19 protein-coding genes are annotated in these 19,315 nt (G+C 39.0%); 13 read left to right on the forward strand and 6 right to left on the reverse strand.

Annotated elements, in window-relative coordinates; genetic code table 11:
- Window positions 1-258 precede the first annotated feature (258 nt).
- Together IHV10_RS05010 and IHV10_RS05015 are read left to right on the forward strand one after the other, a co-directional pair.
- Window positions 259-1,170, forward strand: coding sequence for a DMT family transporter (locus tag IHV10_RS05010; RefSeq protein ID WP_197127600.1), 912 nt, complete (start codon window positions 259-261; stop codon window positions 1,168-1,170).
- A 77-nt stretch (window positions 1,171-1,247) separates the two neighbouring features.
- Complete coding sequence (locus IHV10_RS05015; RefSeq protein ID WP_197127601.1) at window positions 1,248-2,681, forward strand: carbon starvation CstA family protein; 1,434 nt, start codon at window positions 1,248-1,250, stop codon at window positions 2,679-2,681.
- 94 nt (window positions 2,682-2,775) lie between these two features.
- On the opposite strand, the gene def is transcribed toward IHV10_RS05015, so the two are convergent.
- Window positions 2,776-3,327, reverse strand: coding sequence for a peptide deformylase (gene def, locus IHV10_RS05020; protein WP_197127602.1), 552 nt, complete (start codon window positions 3,325-3,327; stop codon window positions 2,776-2,778).
- Window positions 3,328-3,868: 541 nt separating this feature from the next.
- Between def and pdhA the strand changes: the two genes are divergently transcribed.
- The 4 genes from pdhA (at window position 3,869) to lpdA (ending at window position 8,783) form a co-directional block, all read left to right on the forward strand.
- Window positions 3,869-4,951: a pyruvate dehydrogenase (acetyl-transferring) E1 component subunit alpha gene (gene pdhA / locus IHV10_RS05025; RefSeq protein WP_197127603.1), complete on the forward strand. Its 1,083-nt coding sequence runs from the start codon at window positions 3,869-3,871 to the stop codon at window positions 4,949-4,951.
- 1 nt (window position 4,952) lies between these two features.
- On the forward strand, window positions 4,953-5,930 hold the full coding sequence (locus tag IHV10_RS05030) for an alpha-ketoacid dehydrogenase subunit beta (protein WP_144701024.1): 978 nt from the start codon (window positions 4,953-4,955) through the stop codon (window positions 5,928-5,930).
- A gap of 104 nt (window positions 5,931-6,034) precedes the next feature.
- Window positions 6,035-7,366: a dihydrolipoamide acetyltransferase family protein gene (locus IHV10_RS05035; protein WP_197127604.1), complete on the forward strand. Its 1,332-nt coding sequence runs from the start codon at window positions 6,035-6,037 to the stop codon at window positions 7,364-7,366.
- A gap of 4 nt (window positions 7,367-7,370) precedes the next feature.
- Entirely contained in the window at window positions 7,371-8,783 is a 1,413-nt protein-coding gene (lpdA, locus tag IHV10_RS05040; protein ID WP_197127605.1) for a dihydrolipoyl dehydrogenase, read from the forward strand.
- A 577-nt stretch (window positions 8,784-9,360) separates the two neighbouring features.
- Here lpdA and IHV10_RS05045 read toward each other — a convergent pair.
- Both IHV10_RS05045 and IHV10_RS05050 read right to left on the reverse strand, forming a co-directional pair.
- Window positions 9,361-10,854, reverse strand: coding sequence for a glycine betaine uptake BCCT transporter (locus IHV10_RS05045; RefSeq protein WP_197127606.1), 1,494 nt, complete (start codon window positions 10,852-10,854; stop codon window positions 9,361-9,363).
- 134 nt (window positions 10,855-10,988) lie between these two features.
- Window positions 10,989-11,417: a DUF1885 family protein gene (locus tag IHV10_RS05050; RefSeq protein WP_197127607.1), complete on the reverse strand. Its 429-nt coding sequence runs from the start codon at window positions 11,415-11,417 to the stop codon at window positions 10,989-10,991.
- 210 nt (window positions 11,418-11,627) lie between these two features.
- Between IHV10_RS05050 and IHV10_RS05055 the strand changes: the two genes are divergently transcribed.
- A complete protein-coding gene (locus IHV10_RS05055) occupies window positions 11,628-11,927 on the forward strand; it encodes a DUF3055 domain-containing protein (RefSeq protein ID WP_197127608.1) in 300 nt (99 codons plus the stop codon).
- Window positions 11,928-12,039: 112 nt separating this feature from the next.
- Window positions 12,040-12,162, forward strand: coding sequence for a GapA-binding peptide SR1P (locus IHV10_RS05060; RefSeq protein ID WP_082861350.1), 123 nt, complete (start codon window positions 12,040-12,042; stop codon window positions 12,160-12,162).
- 43 nt (window positions 12,163-12,205) lie between these two features.
- On the opposite strand, the gene IHV10_RS05065 is transcribed toward IHV10_RS05060, so the two are convergent.
- Window positions 12,206-13,681 (reverse strand): aminotransferase class I/II-fold pyridoxal phosphate-dependent enzyme, encoded by a 1,476-nt coding sequence (locus IHV10_RS05065; RefSeq protein WP_191755264.1) that lies wholly within the window; start codon window positions 13,679-13,681, stop codon window positions 12,206-12,208.
- Between the two features lie 124 nt (window positions 13,682-13,805).
- Here IHV10_RS05065 and IHV10_RS05070 point away from each other — a divergent pair, with 124 nt between their 5' ends.
- The gene (locus tag IHV10_RS05070) at window positions 13,806-14,765 is read left to right on the forward strand and encodes an NAD(P)H-dependent flavin oxidoreductase (protein ID WP_197127609.1); all 960 of its coding nucleotides are present in this window, start codon (window positions 13,806-13,808) and stop codon (window positions 14,763-14,765) included.
- A 103-nt stretch (window positions 14,766-14,868) separates the two neighbouring features.
- Here the strand turns inward: IHV10_RS05070 and IHV10_RS05075 are convergent, their stop codons facing one another.
- The gene (locus IHV10_RS05075; protein WP_197127610.1) at window positions 14,869-15,498 is read right to left on the reverse strand and encodes a YktB family protein; all 630 of its coding nucleotides are present in this window, start codon (window positions 15,496-15,498) and stop codon (window positions 14,869-14,871) included.
- 165 nt (window positions 15,499-15,663) lie between these two features.
- Between IHV10_RS05075 and IHV10_RS05080 the strand changes: the two genes are divergently transcribed.
- Both IHV10_RS05080 and IHV10_RS05085 read left to right on the forward strand, forming a co-directional pair.
- Window positions 15,664-15,852, forward strand: coding sequence for a hypothetical protein (locus tag IHV10_RS05080; RefSeq protein WP_066393326.1), 189 nt, complete (start codon window positions 15,664-15,666; stop codon window positions 15,850-15,852).
- Window positions 15,853-15,962: 110 nt separating this feature from the next.
- Window positions 15,963-16,757, forward strand: a complete 795-nt coding sequence (locus IHV10_RS05085; RefSeq protein WP_197127611.1) for an inositol monophosphatase family protein — start codon at window positions 15,963-15,965, stop codon at window positions 16,755-16,757.
- Window positions 16,758-16,785: 28 nt separating this feature from the next.
- Here IHV10_RS05085 and IHV10_RS05090 read toward each other — a convergent pair whose 3' ends face one another.
- Entirely contained in the window at window positions 16,786-16,956 is a 171-nt protein-coding gene (locus tag IHV10_RS05090; protein WP_231618129.1) for a DUF5325 family protein, read from the reverse strand.
- Between the two features lie 150 nt (window positions 16,957-17,106).
- Between IHV10_RS05090 and typA the strand changes: the two genes are divergently transcribed.
- Together typA and IHV10_RS05100 are read left to right on the forward strand one after the other, a co-directional pair.
- Window positions 17,107-18,942, forward strand: coding sequence for a translational GTPase TypA (gene typA, locus IHV10_RS05095; RefSeq protein WP_191755268.1), 1,836 nt, complete (start codon window positions 17,107-17,109; stop codon window positions 18,940-18,942).
- Window positions 18,943-19,026: 84 nt separating this feature from the next.
- Window positions 19,027-19,305: a YlaH-like family protein gene (locus IHV10_RS05100; RefSeq protein WP_231619466.1), complete on the forward strand. Its 279-nt coding sequence runs from the start codon at window positions 19,027-19,029 to the stop codon at window positions 19,303-19,305.
- Window positions 19,306-19,315 lie beyond the last annotated feature (10 nt).

The following is a 19,315-nucleotide window of genomic DNA, read 5'->3' on the forward strand; positions in this document are numbered from 1 at the left end:
ATAACTGTTAAGCTATAGGTATTATCCTTTATAATTACTTTAGTTAAGAGAGAAACTTAACCTAGTTAAGAATTAATTTCCCGTTATTATTTTGTTGTCTTACCCATTTCCTAAGTCTTTTTAATAAGCGCGTTCTCATCTTCATTTATTGCCCTCCATGCCAATTTTTATTACTAGTATGTGTATTTGAATCGATATTGCTAGAGGGAAATTGTTACAATTCTTCATTTGCGGTGTTTATATGAAAGGGGTGAACAAATGAAGTTATATTCAGCGCTTTTTGTTTTAAGTTTAATATGGGGAATGTCTTTCTTATTTATAAAAGTCCTGCTCGGTGTATTCGATCCTTGGCAAATTGTATTTATTCGCTGTTTGTTAGGAATAATGACGATCGTTCCGTTGTTCATGTTAAGCAGGCAGACAGTGAACTGGAAAACACTTCCCTTGAAGAAGTTACTTTTCGTAGGTTTCTTGAACGCTGGTCTTCCTTGGGGGCTTATTGCTTGGAGCGAAACCTTCCTAGATAGCGGGTACACCGCTATATTAAATGCTACTACACCGATTTGGACGTCAATAATGGGCGTATTCTTTTTTTCCATTACATTGCAGTGGAAACAATGGGTTGGTGTAATAGTCGGTTTTGTTGGTATTCTATTGCTAATGGATGTTGATGCTCCTGGATTGACAAAGAGTCAGCTAGGTTTAGGGATTGTTTTAATGTTAATAGCTACGTGTTGTTATGGATACAGTTCACAGTACGCAAAAAAACATCTTCAAGAAACGACGGTTTGGATCACGGCCTCTTCTACACTTTTTGCAGGTATGCTTTTAAGTGCCATGATGATGTTATTCTCGGATGGATGGCATTTACCTGAAGACTCCTTAAATTACTATTCTTTATTATCTATCGTCGGTCTTGGAGTCTTTGGTTCAGGTATTGCATACTTGCTTTATTATTATATGATATCTGCAGGTTCGGCAGAGTTTGCTACTCTTGTTACCTATTTAGTCCCAGTTTCAGCGGTTATATGGGGAAGCGTATTATTAGATGAAAAAATTCATCTCAGTGCATTTTGGGGCTTGCTGCTTATTTTTACCGGAGTCTATTTAACAGGCAAGAGGGGAAAGAAAAAGAAACCTTTACACCTTCAACATGACAGAACAGCTTAAAAGCATTCAATTGAAAATTGAGTGTTTTTTTTATTTCGTGTAGAATGTAAGCGTATACAACGTGAGGAGGAATCTGGTTGATTACATTCTTAGTTTCAATCGTGTTATTGGTCGTAGGTTATTTTACGTATGGAAAGTACGTTGAAAAAGTGTTTGGAGTAAAACAGAAAAGAAAGACTCCTGCATATGCGCAAGAAGATGGTATCGATTACGTCCCGATGGGTACAAAAACGAATTCTCTGATCCAGTTATTGAACATTGCCGGGGTGGGTCCTATTTTTGGTCCCATTATGGGTGCGCTATACGGTCCGGTTGCATTTCTTTGGATTGTACTTGGTGCCATATTTGCTGGAGCTGTTCATGATTATTTGACTGGCATGATATCCATTCGTAATAGAGGGGCACATTTACCACAACTAGCTGGTAAATTTTTAGGGAATGCGATGAGACATGTTGTAAATGGCTTTACTCTTTTACTTTTGTTGTTAGTAGGGACTGTTTTTGTTAGTGCTCCAGCAGCATTGATTCATGATCTTACTGGAAACTGGTTAAGCATAAGTCTCATCATTGGTTTGATCTTTGTTTATTATATTCTAGCTACACTCTTACCGATCGATAAGATAATAGGTCGTGTCTATCCAATCTTTGGTGCACTGCTTGTTATAAGTGCTATTGGAATAGGTGGGGGTCTAGTAGTTACAGGGGCACCGATCCCTGAACTCTCATTTGAAAATATGCATCCAGATAATGTTCCTATATTTCCGCTCTTATTCTTGACGATTTCTTGCGGAGCACTTTCAGGATTTCATGCTACCCAATCTCCTATTATTTCTCGCACGACTAAAAATGAAAAAGAAGGTAGAAAAATTTTTTATGGCATGATGATTGCAGAAGCTGTAATCGCAATGATCTGGGCAGCGGCTGCAATGAGTTTATTTGATGGAAAATCGTTATCTGGAATTATTGCAGAAGGTGGACCAGTTGCAGTTGTCAGTGAAGTGTCAGTAACGATGCTAGGAGCAATCGGAGGGACGCTTGCGGTAATCGGTGTCATCATTTTACCGATTACTTCGGGAGATACCTCTTTCCGAAGTGCTAGAATGATACTAGCTGATTACTTTAACATTGGTCAAAAGAAATTATCTTCGAGGCTTTGGATTGCTATACCAATGTTTGTTATTTCTTTTCTATTAACTAAGATTGATTTTACATTATTATGGCGTTATTTTTCTTGGGCGAACCAATCAACGGCAATGCTAGCTCTTTGGGTAGGAGCTATGTATTTGAAAAGATCGAAAAAAAATCATTGGATCGCTACGCTGCCTGCAATTTTTATGACGATGGTGACTGTTACTTACATTTGTAATGCTCCAATAGGTCTTGGGCTGTCGAATGGAATATCCTACACGATTGCTACAATAACGACTGTATTTGTATCAATCTTATTCATTCGAAGTAAAACAAGCGATGAAGATGTAATGCTCGTTGATGATGATCGTGATGTAGCTTAATGAAAGTAGTAACTAATTCCGGTAGCAAGTTATGCGTAAAACAAAAAACTCACTAAGTCGATTTTTCGACTTAGCGAGTTTTTTTAGTTAATCGTTATCTGATTACAACAGAATTTGCAGGAGGTTCAAATGGTTGCTTTTCATTGATTCGATCAAAGAACATGATACCGTCTAAATGGTCAAGTTCATGTTGAAAGCAAATGCCAGGAAGCCCTTTTAACTTCAAGCTAACTTCTGAGCCGTCAGGTGTGAACCCTTTTACAGTAACCTTGGCATATCGAGGTACAAGTCCAGGCACATCTCTGTCTACAGACAAGCATCCTTCTCCTCCATCTAAATAAGTCATTTGAACCGAATGACTAATAATTTTCGGATTCAACAGTGCATAACTGTATAGATTTCCGTTTTCATCTGATACATGAAAAGCAAAAATTCGTTTTGAGATTCCGATTTGAGGTGCAGCAATCCCTATACCGGGTCTTAAGTTGTATTTTGCCGCAAGTTCTGGATCTTGGCTGTTCTTTACAAATTCCAGGAGCTGATTAGCTGTTTTAATATCTTCATCTGAAAAAGGAAAAGGTACTTCGACTGCTTTTTCTCTAAGTGTTGGGTGACCTTCTCTTATAACATCTTTCATTGTTAACACAAGCAAAACCTCCGTGCCGATATACTTTTAAGTTAATTTAGTTTCCCCTTATCATAACATAGAGGATTTTTAATAAAAAAGAACGGGAATAAAATATTTTGCTTCATCTTCTATTTTACCCTTCGTCTGTAAGCGTATCTATAAAAGCATACAATGACTGATACAGAAGTAAAATTATAATGAAGCAGTTACGGGGATGAGAGTTGTAAACGTCATATGAACGAAGTAAAAAAGATGTGGCAACTATATGCAACCTATAGATTGACTGTGTATGAGCAGTGGTGTAAACTAATTTACGTGAAAAGGATTGTTGTGTTACTCTAGATATGTAAATTAGTAATACAGTTAGGATGCCGCAAGATGGTTTAGCTCTTTGATACAAGGGAAAACTTCAGTGGGTATACAAAGGCATACCTAAAAGCCTTTTAAAAATATAAACCTGTCTTAAAAATGTTTCACTTTGGGCAACCTATTAAATATGTGCATGTTTTTAAGATTAGGGAAAATTGACAGGGTAAAAGAAAGGAAGAGGTGACTTTTCATGACGAAAACAATTGATGCAGTTCAAGATCAATTTGAAACGTTCCAGATTCTTTCTGAAGATGGAGAAGTTGTTAACGAATCGGCAATGCCGAATTTGTCTGATGAAGATCTGCAAGAACTAATGCGCCGCATGGTTTACACACGAATTTGGGATCAGCGTGCTATCTCTCTAAACAGACAAGGGCGTCTTGGATTCTATGCTCCAGTAGCAGGACAAGAAGCTTCCATGCTTGGAACTCACTATGCTTTAGATAAAGAAGACTGGATTCTTCCAGGATACCGTGATATCCCTCAAATGGTTTTCCACGGCTTCCCATTAACACAAGCATTCTTATGGTCTCGCGGACACTTCCAAGGTGGACAGATTCCTGAAGGTGTAAACGTATTGATGCCTCAAATCATCATCGGAGCTCAAATTATTCAAGCTGCTGGTGTTGGTTTCGGACTTAAGAAACAAGGTAAAAAGAACGTATGTATCACTTACACTGGTGACGGTGGAGCATCACAAGGTGACTTCTATGAAGGATTGAACTTTGCAGGAGCATACCGTGCTAATACGATCTTTGTTGTTCAAAACAACCGTTTTGCAATCTCTGTTCCAGTTGAAAAGCAATCTGCAGCAAAAACGATCGCTCAAAAAGCAGTTGCAGCTGGTATTGAAGGAATTCAAGTTGATGGAATGGATGTTCTTGCCGTTTATGCAGCGACTCAACAAGCTCGTGAACGTGCCATTTCTGGTGAAGGTCCTACATTAATTGAAACTCTTACTTATCGTTACGGACCACATACGATGGCAGGAGATGATCCTACACGTTACCGTACAAAAGATCTTGATAACGAATGGGAAAAGAAAGATCCACTTGTTCGTTTCCGTAAGTTCTTGGAAAAGAAGAACCTTTGGTCTGAAGAGCAAGAAAACAAAGTTGTAGAAGAAGCAAAAGAAGATATTAAAGCTGCGATCAAGAAAGCTGACGGAGCGCCTAAGCAAAAGGTTACTGACCTAATCGGCTTCATGTTTGAAGACCTTCCGTTCAACCTTCGTGAGCAGTTAGAAGAATACACAGCAAAGGAGTCGAAATAATATGGCTCAAATGACTATGATTCAAGCAATTACAGACGCTATGCGCAATGAATTGAAAAGCAATGAACAAGTTCTTGTTTTCGGTGAAGACGTTGGCCAAAACGGTGGGGTTTTCCGTGCTACTGAAGGACTTCAAAAAGAATTTGGAGAAGATCGCGTTTTTGATACTCCGCTAGCTGAGTCTGGAATTGGGGGACTTGCAATAGGTCTAGGGCTTACAGGTTTCCGTCCAGTAATGGAGATTCAGTTCTTCGGTTTCGTATTTGAAGTATTTGATTCAGTTGCTGCCCAAATGGGTCGTATGAGATACCGTTCAGGCGGGGTTTACACTTCTCCAGTAACGATCCGTTCACCATTTGGTGGAGGCGTTAAAACACCTGAGCTTCATGCAGACAGCCTTGAAGGTTTAATGTACCAAACTCCTGGTATCAAAGTTGTTATTCCTTCAACTCCTTATGACGCAAAAGGTCTATTAATCTCTGCGATTCGTGATAATGACCCAGTAGTTTATCTAGAGCATATGAAACTATACCGTTCTTTCCGTGGCGAAGTGCCTGAGGAAGAATACACGATCGAACTTGGAAAAGCAGATGTGAAACGTGAAGGTAAGGATGTTTCTATCATTACTTACGGTGCTATGGTTCACGCATCACTAAAAGCTGCTGAAGAATTAGAAAAAGAGGGCATCTCTGCTGAAGTGATCGACCTTCGTACAATCAGCCCGCTTGATATCGAAACGATTATGGCGTCTGTTGAAAAAACAGGTCGAGCGATTGTTGTACAAGAAGCACAAAAACAAGCTGGTATTGGAGCGTTCGTTGTAGCTGAAATCAACGACCGTGCAATCCTTCACTTAGAAGCACCTGTACTGCGTGTTACTGCACCAGACACAGTGTTCCCATATGCTTCTGCAGAAGATGTTTGGATTCCAGATCATCGTGATATTGTAGACAAAGCAAAGAAAGTCTACAATTTCTAAAAAAATGAATGTTAGCTGAAAGAGACGTCTGTACTAGACTGTTTCTTTCAGCTCTTTCACATCAGTGACGAAAAAAGATTGTTATTAACTAGGAGGCGTTAATCGTGGCATTTGAATTTAAGCTTCCCGATATTGGAGAAGGAATTCACGAAGGTGAGATCGTAAAGTGGTTTGTAAAAGCAGGGGATGAAGTTAAAGAAGACGATATCCTGCTTGAAGTACAAAACGATAAAGCTGTAGTTGAAATTCCATCACCTGTAGACGGTAAAATTCTTGAACTAAAAGTAGACGAAGGAACAGTATCTGTTGTTGGTGATGTTCTAGTAACAATTGAAGCAGAAGGTGAAATTCCTGCTGATGCTCATGGTGGTGGCGAGGAAGCTCCAGAACAACCTAAAGCTGAAGAAGAAAAGAACGTAACTGCTGATCAAGCTAAAGAAGCTGACAAATCAGAAGCTAAAACAGATAAAACTGAAGATACAGCTAAAGAAGAACCAGCAGACGAATCTAAGCGTGTAATCGCAATGCCTTCTGTTCGTAAATATGCGCGTGAAAAAGAAGTTGATATTCGTAAAGTACAAGGTTCTGGAGATAACGGACGTGTACTTAAAGAAGACATCGACAAATTCGTAAGCGGCGGCGGAACAGCTGAAGCAGCACCACAAGCTACTGAAACCGAAGCAGCTCCAAAAGCTGAAGCGAAGAAAGAAGCGCCTAAAGCAATTCCTGCTGGAGAAATGGAAACTCGTGAAAAGATCAAAGGTATTAGAAAAGCGATCTCAAAAGCGATGGTTAACTCCAAACATACAGCTCCGCATGTTACACTAATGGATGAAGTGGACGTTACTGATCTTGTTGCACACCGTAAGAAATTTAAGCAAGTTGCTGCTGACAAAGGCATCAAGCTTACTTATCTTCCATACGTGGTAAAAGCATTAACTTCTGCATTGCGTGAATACCCTGTGCTTAATGCATCTATCGACGATGCGAACGAAGAAATCGTATACAAGCACTATTACAACATCGGTATTGCGGCAGATACAGATAACGGACTAATGGTACCAGTTGTTAAAGATGCTGATCGTAAATCCATCTTCAAAATCTCTTCTGAAATCAATGAACTAGCTACTAAAGCACGTGATGGTAAGCTTTCTGGTGAAGAGATGAAGGGCGGATCTTGTACGATTACAAATATCGGTTCTGCAGGCGGTCAATGGTTCACTCCAGTAATCAACCACCCAGAAGTAGCGATCTTAGGTATCGGCCGTATTGCTGAAAAAGCAGTTGTTAAAGACGGAGAAGTAGTAGTAGCTCCTGTTTTAGCTTTATCTCTTAGCTTTGACCACCGTCTGATCGATGGTGCAACAGCTCAAAATGCATTGAATCACATTAAGCGTTTATTGAACGATCCACAACTATTAGTAATGGAGGCGTAATTCGATGGTAGTAGGAGATTTTCCAATTGAGTTAGACACACTTGTCATAGGTTCAGGTCCTGGGGGATATGTTGCAGCAATTCGTGCAGCACAATTAGGACAAAAAGTGGCTATTGCGGAAAAGGCAGAAATGGGCGGCGTCTGTTTGAACGTTGGTTGTATTCCATCAAAAGCTTTAATTAATGCAGGTCACCGTGTAGAACATGCTAATCACTCTGAAGATATGGGGATTACTGTTGATAACGTAACAGTAGATTTCAGCAAAGTTCAAGACTGGAAAGCAGGCATCGTTAAGAAGCTTACTGGCGGTGTAGAAGGGCTTCTAAAAGGAAATAAAGTTGAGATCATTCGTGGTGAAGCTTATTTCGTAAATGAAAACACTGTACGTATTATGGATGAGAAGAACTCTCAAACCTATACGTTTAAAAATGCAATCATCGCTACGGGTTCACGTCCTATTGAAATCCCAGGTTTCAAATGGAGTGACCGTATTATCTCTTCTACAGGAGCTCTTGCTCTTAAAGAAATTCCTAAGAAGATGGTAGTTATCGGTGGTGGTTATATCGGTATGGAGCTTGGAACAGCTTATGCCAACTTCGGTACTGAAGTAACAATCCTTGAAGGTGGAAAACAAATCCTTCCAGGTTTCGAAAAGCAAATGAGTCAAGTCGTTTCTAAACGCTTAAAGAAAAAAGGCAATGTGGAAGTATTTACTGAAGCAATGGCAAAAGGCGTTGAAGAAACAAAAGACGGAGTTACTGTAACTGCTGAGATCAAAGGTGAATCTAAGACATTTGAAGCTGACTATGTTCTTGTTACTGTTGGACGTCGTCCAAACACTGAAGAACTGGGTCTTGAGCAAGTTGGTGTTGAAATGACTGAACGCGGTCTTATCAAAATTAACAAGAAAGCTCAAACAAGTGTTAACGGCATCTATGCAATCGGTGATGTCGTAGAAGGTCCAGCTCTTGCTCATAAGGCTTCTTATGAAGGTAAAGTAGCAGCAGAAGTGATTTCAGGACATGCGGCAGAAATTGATTACTTAGCGATTCCGGCTGTAGTATTCACAGACCCAGAACTAGCTTCTGTTGGTTATGATGAAAAATCAGCAAAAGAAGCAGGATACGAAGTGAAAGCTTCTAAATTCCCGTTTGCAGCAAATGGTCGTGCTCTATCTATGAACGAGACAGATGGTTTCATGAAACTAATCACTCGTAAAGAAGATGGACTTGTACTAGGAGCTCAAATTGCTGGTGGAAATGCATCTGATATGATCGCAGAATTAGGATTAGCAATCGAAGCAGGTATGACTGCTGAAGACATCGCTATGACTATTCACGCTCATCCGACTTTCGGAGAAATTTCTATGGAAGCAGCTGAAGTTGCGATTGGACTTCCTGTACACATTGTAAAATAAATAAGTGAAAACCCCTTGTGACTGTTTTTACAGCTCACAAGGGGTTTTTTTCTGTTCAATCATATATAAGTAAACGCATCATAATCTTTATTTAGAAGCACTTGTCTAAACAGATGAATGTAGACAGTGGTTTTTTCTAATTTGATTAAGCCCTATCAAAATAATTCATATCGTTAAAATGGAGGAAGCGATGAGAGTTTTATTATGCACTTTCATTCAGATTGTAATGTGGTGCGGTTATTCAATCGTACTGTTTCTCTCACATCATGACCATAATTTTTTTGAAACAATATTAATGTTGATGTTTGGGTATTTTAATTTTCTGGTAGCACAGCGTTTAAACATAAACAAATCAGTAGCTTTAAACATGACGATATCGTTAACTCTTATTTATGTTACAGGTAAAATGATGATTGGATAGCTCATAGATGCTTCCTAAGCATGCTGAATATAGCGCAATGTGGCGAGAGACTCCTTTGGCAGAAAGCACCAGGAAGCTCACCTTAGGCCGCATGGATAGCGAGTTAGTGTGAGCTTAAATTATACTTTCAGAGCAACATTGAATAAAATAAACAGCTTATTTTAATTTTGTCTCTTCAGAAAGTGCCTTTTTAAGAGAGATCATCATAAAGATCAGTACGAATGCAAACGGGAAAGCTGCTATAATCGATGCAGTTTGCAATCCTTCTAATCCGCCGGTGTACAATAGTATCGATGAAGCTGCTGCGATAACGATACCCCAAATGAATTTAGTCATAGAAGTAGGATTCAATCGACCGTCACTTGTTTGCATACCTAGAACGAACGTAGCAGAATCAGCAGATGTAATGAAGAACGTACTGATTAAGAAAATGGCTAATAAGGACATGATCGTTCCGAACGGAAGATGTTCAAAAAGTGCGAAAAGAGCGACCTCTGTACCTTTGTCCGCAATGATCTTGTTTAGACCGACATTATTAAAAATTTCTAGATGCAAGGCTGCTCCGCCGAAAATAGAAAACCAAAGTGCACCAAAAACAGTCGGGACAAGCAATACACCCATGATAAATTCACGAATTGTTCTGCCTTTTGAAACACGAGCGATAAATGTACCAACGAATGGTGCCCATGCGATCCACCAAGCCCAATAAAAGACTGTCCAACCTTGAATCCAGCCTGCTTCACTAGGTCTGAAAGGACTTAGTTTTAAACTCATGCTTGGAAGGTATTGCAGGTAGTTCCCAAGAGATTGTACGAAAACATCCATGATGAAGTTTGTTGATGACGCAAAAAGCAAGAACGCCATTAACAGAACAGCTATAATAATGTTCAGGTTACTTAAGTATTTAATCCCTTTGTTTAATCCTGTTTGAGCAGAAAGCGTAAATAAGACAGTCACAATGCCAATGATGATCAATTGTGTCGTAAAGTTATTTGCAATGTTCGTTAAATAAGATACTCCACCGCTTATTTGGACAGCTCCAAGACCTAAGGAAGTTGCTACTCCAAAGATCGTTGCAAATACGGCGATTATATCAATCGTTTTACCAATTGGTCCATGAACTTTGTCACCTAATAAAGGAGTAAAGATTGCACTGATTAATCCAGGTGCACCTTTTCTAAATTTAAAATAAGCAAGTGACAACCCGATTAACGTGTATATCCCCCAAGGGTGCAATCCCCAATGAAAGAAGCTGTAACGAAGCGCAGCTTGAGCAGAGGCGGCATTTCCTCCTTCGCCTGATGGTGGAGTATAAAAATGGCTGATTGGCTCAGCTACACCCCAAAAGACAAGTCCTATACCCATACCAGCACTAAACAGCATAGCAAACCACGTGATAGTAGAGTATTCAGGTTTATCATCTGGTTCTCCAAGTTTAATTTTTCCGTACTTACTAAAAGCTAGATAAAGTACAAAAATCAAAAAGCTTGTAGCAGAAAGTAGATAGAACCAGCCGAATTTCTCTTGTAAGAAATTTTGAATGACGGTTGCCTTAGCTTGGAATTCGGTAGGAAATAAACTTCCTATGATAACAAAAACGACAGAAATTATTAGTGAAACGATAAAAACAGTATTTGGTTGTTTTTTCATTTCTTCACATCCTTTCATGATATGTATCCATTTTATTTTTCCCTAAGGGCCCGAAAGTTTACATTGTAGTAAAAATAAAATAGGAAGTCCAATCATATGATTGGGCTTCCTATAGCAAATTACCTATACTTTCCTTATTTTTTGGGGTAATAATACATTACTCTGCCGTTAAAAAGGTGAAGTTCGCCTTTTAGTTTTGAAGCGATAAACTTACAGAACTCATTGGCCTTACCTTTGTCACCGTGAGTTGAAATATCGGTTAGGGTAAATTGTATGTAATGTTTTTCAAGATCTGAGTCACTTTCTTTTTCTGTTCCGATACCAACTAAAATATATTTATTTTTCCTTTGATCTAAACCTTTTAAATAAAACCATCGCCCGTCAGCTTCTGCTTTTTCCTCGATCGTATACGGAAACGCTGCATCTTCATAGCCCCATGATAATTGTTCACCTGTTTTAGTCGTGATGGAACGGTAATACAGCAGAAGGTCTTTCAGTTCATCTATTGTGATCACTTGTTTTTCAGATGCGGGAACAAGTTTTACATAGGCGCTTTGAGACATGTAATCCACTCCAATTTGTAATTTTTAACGTCATCCAAACATACTAATAGTATATCATATTTTAAGAAGATTTTGACAAATCGAGTTTGAATCTTCTGAAATTAGGGAATTACTCTTACATTCAATGACACTCTTATTAGTATAACTTATTTAATTCCAGTAATAGACGACCCGATCGATGAAAGAGGCAATCATACGAGGAGGGGTAATATGGAATGGTTTGAGAAATTGTATGACGAGAGTGAATCCGTTAATGTCAGGTTTGTAGGTTTTACTACAGATACTGTCAGGTATGATTTTGGTATTGTTTATACGAATATGTTCTTCGGTAAACCATTAGTAGTATGTATGCAAACGGGAAGATCGGCTTTATTGGACTCGAACGATATGCGGAATTTGGAATACATCAAACAGGTTTTTCATATTAAAACCCTTAAAGAAGCGGAAGATCTAGCACTATTTTTTGAAGAGGCTGTTCCTAATATCCATACCATTGAGCAATATGATTAAATAGCATATTTTTTTAATGTGTTATACTAAATGTGTTGACAAAGTTAATGTGACATAATAATATAAGATTACAAACGTAAGCGCTTTCAAAATGTGAAGGGAGATGGAACGGATGGGAGTAATCATTTGCCAAACGTGTGAAACAACAATTGAACATTTTGAAGAGGAAAAAGTGACCACATTATATTCAAACACATGCCCGCATTGCCACGAGCAAACGAACTTAGATAAGTAAGAAAAAAAGAAGACCTCTTAAGGTCTTCTTTTTTTTGAGAAAATCAGCGTATGGCAACTTGTTCTTGAATAACCTTCAAGTACTTTAAATCTGCATTTTCTGGACCTTGAACGGGTAGACCGGCTTCAAGGTTTTCTTTAATATAATCTAAGTTTTCTTTTGTGATGATTTCACCAGGAATGAAAATCGGTATTCCAGGGGGATAGACCATTACGAACTCTGCTATAATCCTGCCGGCAGATTCTTCAAACGGAACACTCTCTGTATTTGCGTAAAATGCATCACGTGGTGATAATGCAAGCACAGGAATATCTGGAACGTGTACAGGTATTGATTTGATCTCCTCATTCTTTGAATGGCTTAACTCATCAGAAAGTTGAGATAACGCTTGAACGAGTACCATTGTATCTTTTTCATGATCTGCCGTTGTAATCAAACAAAGGATGTTGTAGAGATCAGATAATTCCACTTCAATATTAAAGTTTTGACGAAGCCAAGTTTCCGCGTCATATCCTGTAATGCCTAAGTCTTTTACTGATATTAAAAGCTTTGATGGATCATAATCAAAAGTTGCAGATGTGCCAAGCTTTTCTTCACCTACACAGTATAGGTTAGGGATATCATTGATCTTTGCTCTCGTTTCATTAGCAAGTCGAATTGTTTTTTCAATTAGTGTATACCCTTCAGTGGCAAGACGGCGACGAGCCGCATCCAAAGAGGCAAGAAGGATATAGGATGTAGATGTCGTAGTCATCATACTTAGAATGGTTTGCACGCGTTCAGGTGAAACAAGACCTTCCCTCACGTTTAAAATGGAGCTTCCTGTCAATGACCCGCCCAGTTTATGAACGCTCGTTGCTGCCATGTCTGCTCCAGCTTGCATGGCAGATAGTGGCATGTGATCATGAAAGTGGATCAAAACACCGTGTGCTTCATCTACAAGTACAGGTACGTCAAATCGATGAGCAATATCGACGATTCCTTTTAAGTCAGCAGCGAAACCAAAATAAGTTGGGTTGATAACAAGCACAGCTTTTGTGTCTGGATGCTGATTTAAAGCCTTTTCTACACTGTCTGGTGTTATTCCGTGTGAGATCCCTAGTTCAGGATCGATCTCAGGGTGGATAAAGATTGGAGTTGCGCCTGAGAATACGATTGCTGTCATAATCGATTTATGAACGTTTCGTGGTACAAGAATCTTATCTCCTGGTGACACAACAGACATGATCATCGTCATGATGGCACCGCTTGTTCCTTGTACAGAAAAGAAAGTGTGATCCGCACCAAATGCTTGTGCAGCAAGTGCTTGTGCTTTTTTAATCATTCCTTTTGGATGATGCAGGTCATCTAGTGGTGTAATGTTAATAAGGTCGATTGATAATGCGTTCGGTCCAATAAAATCTTTAAATTCTTCATCCATTCCTTGCCCTTTTTTGTGACCAGGAATGTGAAACTGTAATGGGTTCTTGTTTGCATGTTCACGCAAACCAGTAAATAAAGGAGTTTCGTGTTGAGACAATGTATTCTACACCTCATCTATCGTTAACTGATAATAAATTTTATCTTTTTATAAAACAAAAGAAGTATAACAGAAAATGCATGAAGATGTAAGTAAATGATTTAATTTTCAAGGAGGAAATGAGTTGAACACTAGACTAACAGAACTATTACAAATTAAGTTTCCAATTATTCAAGGAGGGCTCGCATATCTGGCATATTCTGAACTTGCTTCAGCCGTTTCTAACGCGGGTGGTTTAGGTCAGATTACAGCTATGTCATTAGCAGATTCAAAGTCATTAAAGTCTGAAATTCAGAAGACAAAAAAATTAACCTCAAACCCTTTTGGAGTTAATTTTGCAATCGGACAGCATGGTAGGCCATATGAAGACATGCTTGAGACTGCAATTGAAGAAGGTGTAAAGGTAATCAGTGTAACGGGAGGCAATCCAGCACCAGTATTAGAGCGACTAAGAGATACAGGTATTCAAACATTAGTCCTTGTATCAAGTGTCAGACAAGCTATAAAAGCAGAACAATTAGGCGCGGATGCTGTAATGGCGGTAGGTCAAGAAGGCGGTGGCCATATCGGAAAGGATGACACGGGTACAATTGTGTTAATTCCTGGAGTAGTTGAAAATGTTTCGATCCCAGTAATCGCCTCTGGAGGAATCGGGGATGGAAAAGGACTGATGGCAGCGCTGGCTCTAGGAGCGGAAGGTGTTGAGATGGGTACAAGATTTATAGCTACAAAAGAATGTGTTCATGCACATTCAGCATATAAAAAACTTGTAGTTGAAAGTTCAGAACTAGATACGGTGGTTATTAAAAGAACGCTAGGGGCCCCCGGCAGAACGCTCAGAACAGATTTCACACTCAACATTTTAAAAGAAGAAGGTATGGGTGGAACGTACGATCAAATAAAGGATTACATTAGTGGTGCGGCCAATCAAAAATTTATTTATGAAGGAAAAAGTGGAGAAGGCTTTGGGTGGGCTGGACAAATTATCGGAAGGATTAAAGATATACCTTCAGTAGAAGAATTATTCAATAGGATGAATACGGAAGCTGAAACCATTAAACAAAGATTAAACAACCTATTCTAACACTTTTCTAACAATGATGATACTTACCCATACATTTCTGTTGTACGGCAATATACTAGTGGTAAGAAGCAGCGTATTCTCTGCTTCCTGCCACTTTTTTTCATTACAGTTTTTTCTTTAATTCGTATAGGGGTAAAAGCGTCTTAAACGTTTCATCAATTCGTTCGTACCAGTCATTCTCACTCATGTTTGACGCTTCGTCTCTTTCAATGCGAACGCCACAAAGCAATTCAGCTTTTTTCACAGTGCTAAGACGGCTTGCCATTTCTTCTAGTCGTTCCTTTTTAACCTCACGATGTGGAAAACTATCCGGCTTCATATGATCATCAGACCATACGAAATCGTTAGGTATGTTCTTCTTAATCTTGTTTAGGTTCTTAAGGATCAATTGGCCATATGCATTCTTTATTGGTGCTTCGTAAATGAGCGCGAACCACAGAAATACATGTGATTCCCAAAGTCCTATTTGAAAATGTGGCAACATTTTATATCCTCTTTTGTTAGGTGCAAAGGCTACCCAAGTATCCTTTGGAGGATTTACAGTCCTTCTTGCATGTTTTGCTACATGAAAGAACATTTCTTCTCCAGTAAGAACAGTAAGTTCTTCTGCATATTTATTACCTAAGGACTCAAGTTTTGGCCGAATCTGGCTGATGATTTGCTCCATACGCTCATCAAGACCTTGCGTTTGGAAAACATTGAAGTCTGAATCATTAAATCCGTTAAATGTCATTTGAAAAATCCTCCTGATGATCAAGTGCTACAAAGAATTTTACCATACGAAAAGCTTTATAAAAAAATGTTTGCATTAGATTCCGCAAAGTGCCGTTTCCATATACATGGTTGCTTCATAAAATGAAGAAAAGAAGAAAACGAAAAGAAAGGATGTGCCCGTGAAATGAAACAAGTAATGAACACTTTAAAAAGAACGGATGCAGAAAGAAGAATTCCAGTATTAAAACTTGAGATTGATTATGAACTAGCTACTTTGTTTGATGCTTTAAAAGCGAAAGATCAAAAACAGATCAACGAATCGAAGCGTAAGCTCGAACGATTAAGGCTGGAGCTCGTGAGATTAGAAGCATGATCCAAGCTGATAGCGGATAACAAAAACGAATCCATCATGAACGGATGGTTCGTTTTTTTGTGAAGAGAATGAAATTGCCTTATACTATAGTAAAGGTAAGGAGTGAAAACATGACGAACGAAGAAATGATAACCATAGAGAAACACATGAAGACATGGACACTTGAAGCCGCACAGCTCTTAAAAGATTCTTTTCAGAGCACATTAACGATTACATATAAATCTCATATCGCAGATCTAGTCACGGATATGGATAAGAGTATTGAGAAATTTTTTATTAATAAGATACAACAAACCTTCCCAGACCATAAAGTACTTGGGGAAGAAGGCTTTGGAGATGAGATAAAAGGGAATTCCAATGGTGTCATTTGGATTATTGACCCGATCGATGGCACAACAAATTTTATCCATCAACAAGCTAATTTTGCGATTTCAATTGGAGTTTATGAAGATGGAATCGGAAAACTAGGATTGATATATGATGTGGAGGGAAGTAACCTTTATTTTGCTAAAGATGGTGAAGGTGCTTATTTAAACGATAAGAAATTACCGAAATTAGAGGAAGTCACTTTATCAGAATCTGTTGTTGGTGTTAATGCAACGTGGGCGGGTCCGAACAGACGAATCAATCACGAGCATGTCCAACAGATCATCAGAAAATCTAGAGGGACTCGATCATACGGCTCTGCTGCAATTGAACTTGCTTATGTTGCATCAGGAAGACTCGATGCCTATATGACACTTCGACTTTCCCCGTGGGATTTCGCAGCAGGTTTAATTCTTTTAAATGAAGTAGGTGGGATTGTAAGCAGAACGGATGGAGAACCTGTACAGCTTCTTGAACAAAACAGTATTCTCGCTGCAAAGCCAGGGTTGCATAAAGAAATATTAGACCACTTATTATAAAGCGCAACGCAAAAAAGAGAACGTCCGATTAGGAACGTTCTCTTTGCTTCTTTTTAAGAGTAAACCCGTATCCCATAAGAAAAAATACAGAAACGGTCGATATAAGAAAGATCAACCAGCTTTTTTCACCAATAGCTATTCCAATGCCACATATTGCAAATGCCGTTAGTAGAGCTATAAAAAAGAAAATGATATTCATGATGACCTCCAAGCCAAAAACTTGTCTATACTGTATAAGTGTACCGAATTTACATAAAAAGAAAAAGCCTTTCTGTAAATTTGTGATATAATAGTCAAGTTGAACAAAAAATGATAAGAAAAAGAGATAGGATATAAGGAGAGAATACACTTGAATAGAAGAGATGATTTACGCAATATAGCAATTATTGCCCACGTTGACCATGGTAAAACGACATTGGTGGACAAATTGCTACATCAGTCAGGAACTTTCCGTGACAATGAACAAGTTAATGAACGTGCTATGGATTCCAATGCTTTAGAACGTGAGCGTGGAATTACAATTCTAGCTAAAAATACAGCGATTAATTATAACGAGAAACGCATTAACATCATGGACACTCCAGGACATGCCGATTTCGGTGGTGAAGTAGAACGTATCATGAAAATGGTTGATGGTGTTCTACTTGTTGTAGATGCATATGAAGGTTGTATGCCGCAAACGCGTTTTGTTTTGAAAAAAGCGCTAGAGCAAAAGTTAACGCCAATCGTAGTTGTAAACAAAATTGACCGTGACTTTGCACGCCCAGAAGAAGTAGTAGACGAAGTAATCGATCTATTCATTGAACTAGGTGCTGAAGAAGATCAATTAGAATTCCCTGTTGTTTATGCATCTGCGCTTAAAGGAACAGCTTCAATGGATCCTAGCAAGCAAGATGAAGATATGACAGCTCTTCTTGATACAATTATTGACACGATTCCTGCTCCAGAAGATAACAGCGCTGAGCCACTTCAGTTCCAAGTTACGATGCTTGATTACAACGACTACCTTGGACGTATCGGTATTGGTCGTGTATTCCGTGGAACGATTAAAGTTGGTCAAGCCGTTTCATTAATGAAGCTTGATGGATCAGTTAAAAAGTTCCGTGTTACAAAGCTGTTTGGTTTCTTAGGTTTGAAACGTATTGAGATCAATGAAGCAAAAGCTGGAGACTTAATCGCTGTATCTGGAATGGAAGAGATCAACGTTGGGGAAACAGTTTGTCCTGAAGGTCAAGAAGAAGCACTTCCTGTTCTTCGTATCGATGAGCCAACATTGAAGATGACTTTCTTAGTTAACAACTCACCGTTCGCTGGTCGTGAAGGAAAATATGTAACAAGCCGTAAAATTGAAGAGCGCTTAATGTCTGAGCTTGAAACTGATGTAAGTCTTCGTGTTGAAAACACGGATTCTCCAGATGTTTGGACAGTTTCTGGTCGTGGTGAACTTCACCTTTCAATCTTGATTGAAAACCTTCGCCGTGAAGGATTTGAACTTCAAGTATCAAAGCCAGAAGTAATCGTTCGTGAAATTGATGGCGTTAAATGTGAGCCAGTTGAACATGTTCAAATTGACATTCCTGAAGAGTACACAGGTGCGATCATGGAATCTTTAGGAGACCGTAAAGGTGAAATGAAGAACATGGTGAACAACGGTTCTGGTCAAGTGCGTCTTGAGTTCATGGTACCTGCTCGTGGTTTGATCGGTTATACGACTGAATTCTTAACACAAACACGCGGATACGGAATCTTAAACCACACGTTCGACAGCTATCAGCCTATGGTTGCTGGAAACGTTGGTGGACGTCGTCAAGGTGTACTGGTTTCAATGGAAAACGGAAAAGCATCTCAATACGGAATCATGGGTGTTGAAGACCGTGGTACGATCTTTATTGAGCCAGGAACAGAAGTATACACGGGTATGATCGTTGGGGAACACACTCGTGAGAATGATATTACGGTTAACATCGTAAAAGTGAAGCAGATGACAAATATGCGTTCTGCGAACAAAGACCAAACGGTTAGCATGAAGAAGCCTCGTATCATGTCATTAGAAGAAGCGTTAGAATACTTGAACGATGACGAGTATTGTGAAGTAACACCTGAAAGCATTCGTCTTCGTAAAAAAGTACTTGATAAGAACGAGCGTGAAAGAGTAGAAAAGAAAAAGAAACTTGCTCAAGGCTAAACGTATTTCTTAACAAAACGATCGGGAGTGGGAATCGTGGAGGAACAAGAAATCATGAAAGCGACAGGGGAAGATTCATCCTCCATGGCATTGCTGCTAGGAATTGAAAACGACCCTGTCAGAGCTTTTCTGCTGTTGTATCTCATCATAACAGTGTTAAGTATCGTTGTTTTTAAGTTAGGTTTTGCAAAAAAACTGCCGCCGCTAAAAGCGATAGTCATCTATTTGTTTTTGATTATCGGATGTCTGCCACTAGCATTTTTCGGCATCGGTTTGCCTGTTGCTGAAGGTTTGATGGTAGCCGCACTCATCTTGATCATCTATAAAGTCCGGCTTCATCAGAGCAAGAAAGAAAAAAGCTGATTGGGGGTTC

Source organism: Fictibacillus sp. 5RED26, assembly GCF_015903895.1.
GTDB classification, from domain to species: Bacteria; Bacillota; Bacilli; order Bacillales; family Fictibacillaceae; genus Fictibacillus; species Fictibacillus phosphorivorans.

What these genes read in the sequence shown, in the direction of transcription:
- IHV10_RS05010 (WP_197127600.1), top strand. Translation starts at nt 259, where the DNA reads ATGAAGTTATATTCAGCGCTTTTTGTTTTAAGTTTAATATGGGGAATG.
- pdhA (WP_197127603.1), top strand. Translation starts at nt 3,869, where the DNA reads ATGACGAAAACAATTGATGCAGTTCAAGATCAATTTGAAACGTTCCAG.
- IHV10_RS05030 (WP_144701024.1), top strand. Translation starts at nt 4,953, where the DNA reads ATGGCTCAAATGACTATGATTCAAGCAATTACAGACGCTATGCGCAAT.
- lpdA (WP_197127605.1), top strand. Translation starts at nt 7,371, where the DNA reads ATGGTAGTAGGAGATTTTCCAATTGAGTTAGACACACTTGTCATAGGT.
- IHV10_RS05045 (WP_197127606.1), bottom strand. Translation starts at nt 10,854, where the DNA reads ATGAAAAAACAACCAAATACTGTTTTTATCGTTTCACTAATAATTTCT.
- IHV10_RS05050 (WP_197127607.1), bottom strand. Translation starts at nt 11,417, where the DNA reads ATGTCTCAAAGCGCCTATGTAAAACTTGTTCCCGCATCTGAAAAACAA.
- IHV10_RS05055 (WP_197127608.1), top strand. Translation starts at nt 11,628, where the DNA reads ATGGAATGGTTTGAGAAATTGTATGACGAGAGTGAATCCGTTAATGTC.
- IHV10_RS05060 (WP_082861350.1), top strand. Translation starts at nt 12,040, where the DNA reads ATGGGAGTAATCATTTGCCAAACGTGTGAAACAACAATTGAACATTTT.
- IHV10_RS05075 (WP_197127610.1), bottom strand. Translation starts at nt 15,498, where the DNA reads ATGACATTTAACGGATTTAATGATTCAGACTTCAATGTTTTCCAAACG.
- IHV10_RS05080 (WP_066393326.1), top strand. Translation starts at nt 15,664, where the DNA reads ATGAAACAAGTAATGAACACTTTAAAAAGAACGGATGCAGAAAGAAGA.
- IHV10_RS05085 (WP_197127611.1), top strand. Translation starts at nt 15,963, where the DNA reads ATGACGAACGAAGAAATGATAACCATAGAGAAACACATGAAGACATGG.
- IHV10_RS05090 (WP_231618129.1), bottom strand. Translation starts at nt 16,956, where the DNA reads ATGAATATCATTTTCTTTTTTATAGCTCTACTAACGGCATTTGCAATA.
- IHV10_RS05100 (WP_231619466.1), top strand. Translation starts at nt 19,027, where the DNA reads ATGGCATTGCTGCTAGGAATTGAAAACGACCCTGTCAGAGCTTTTCTG.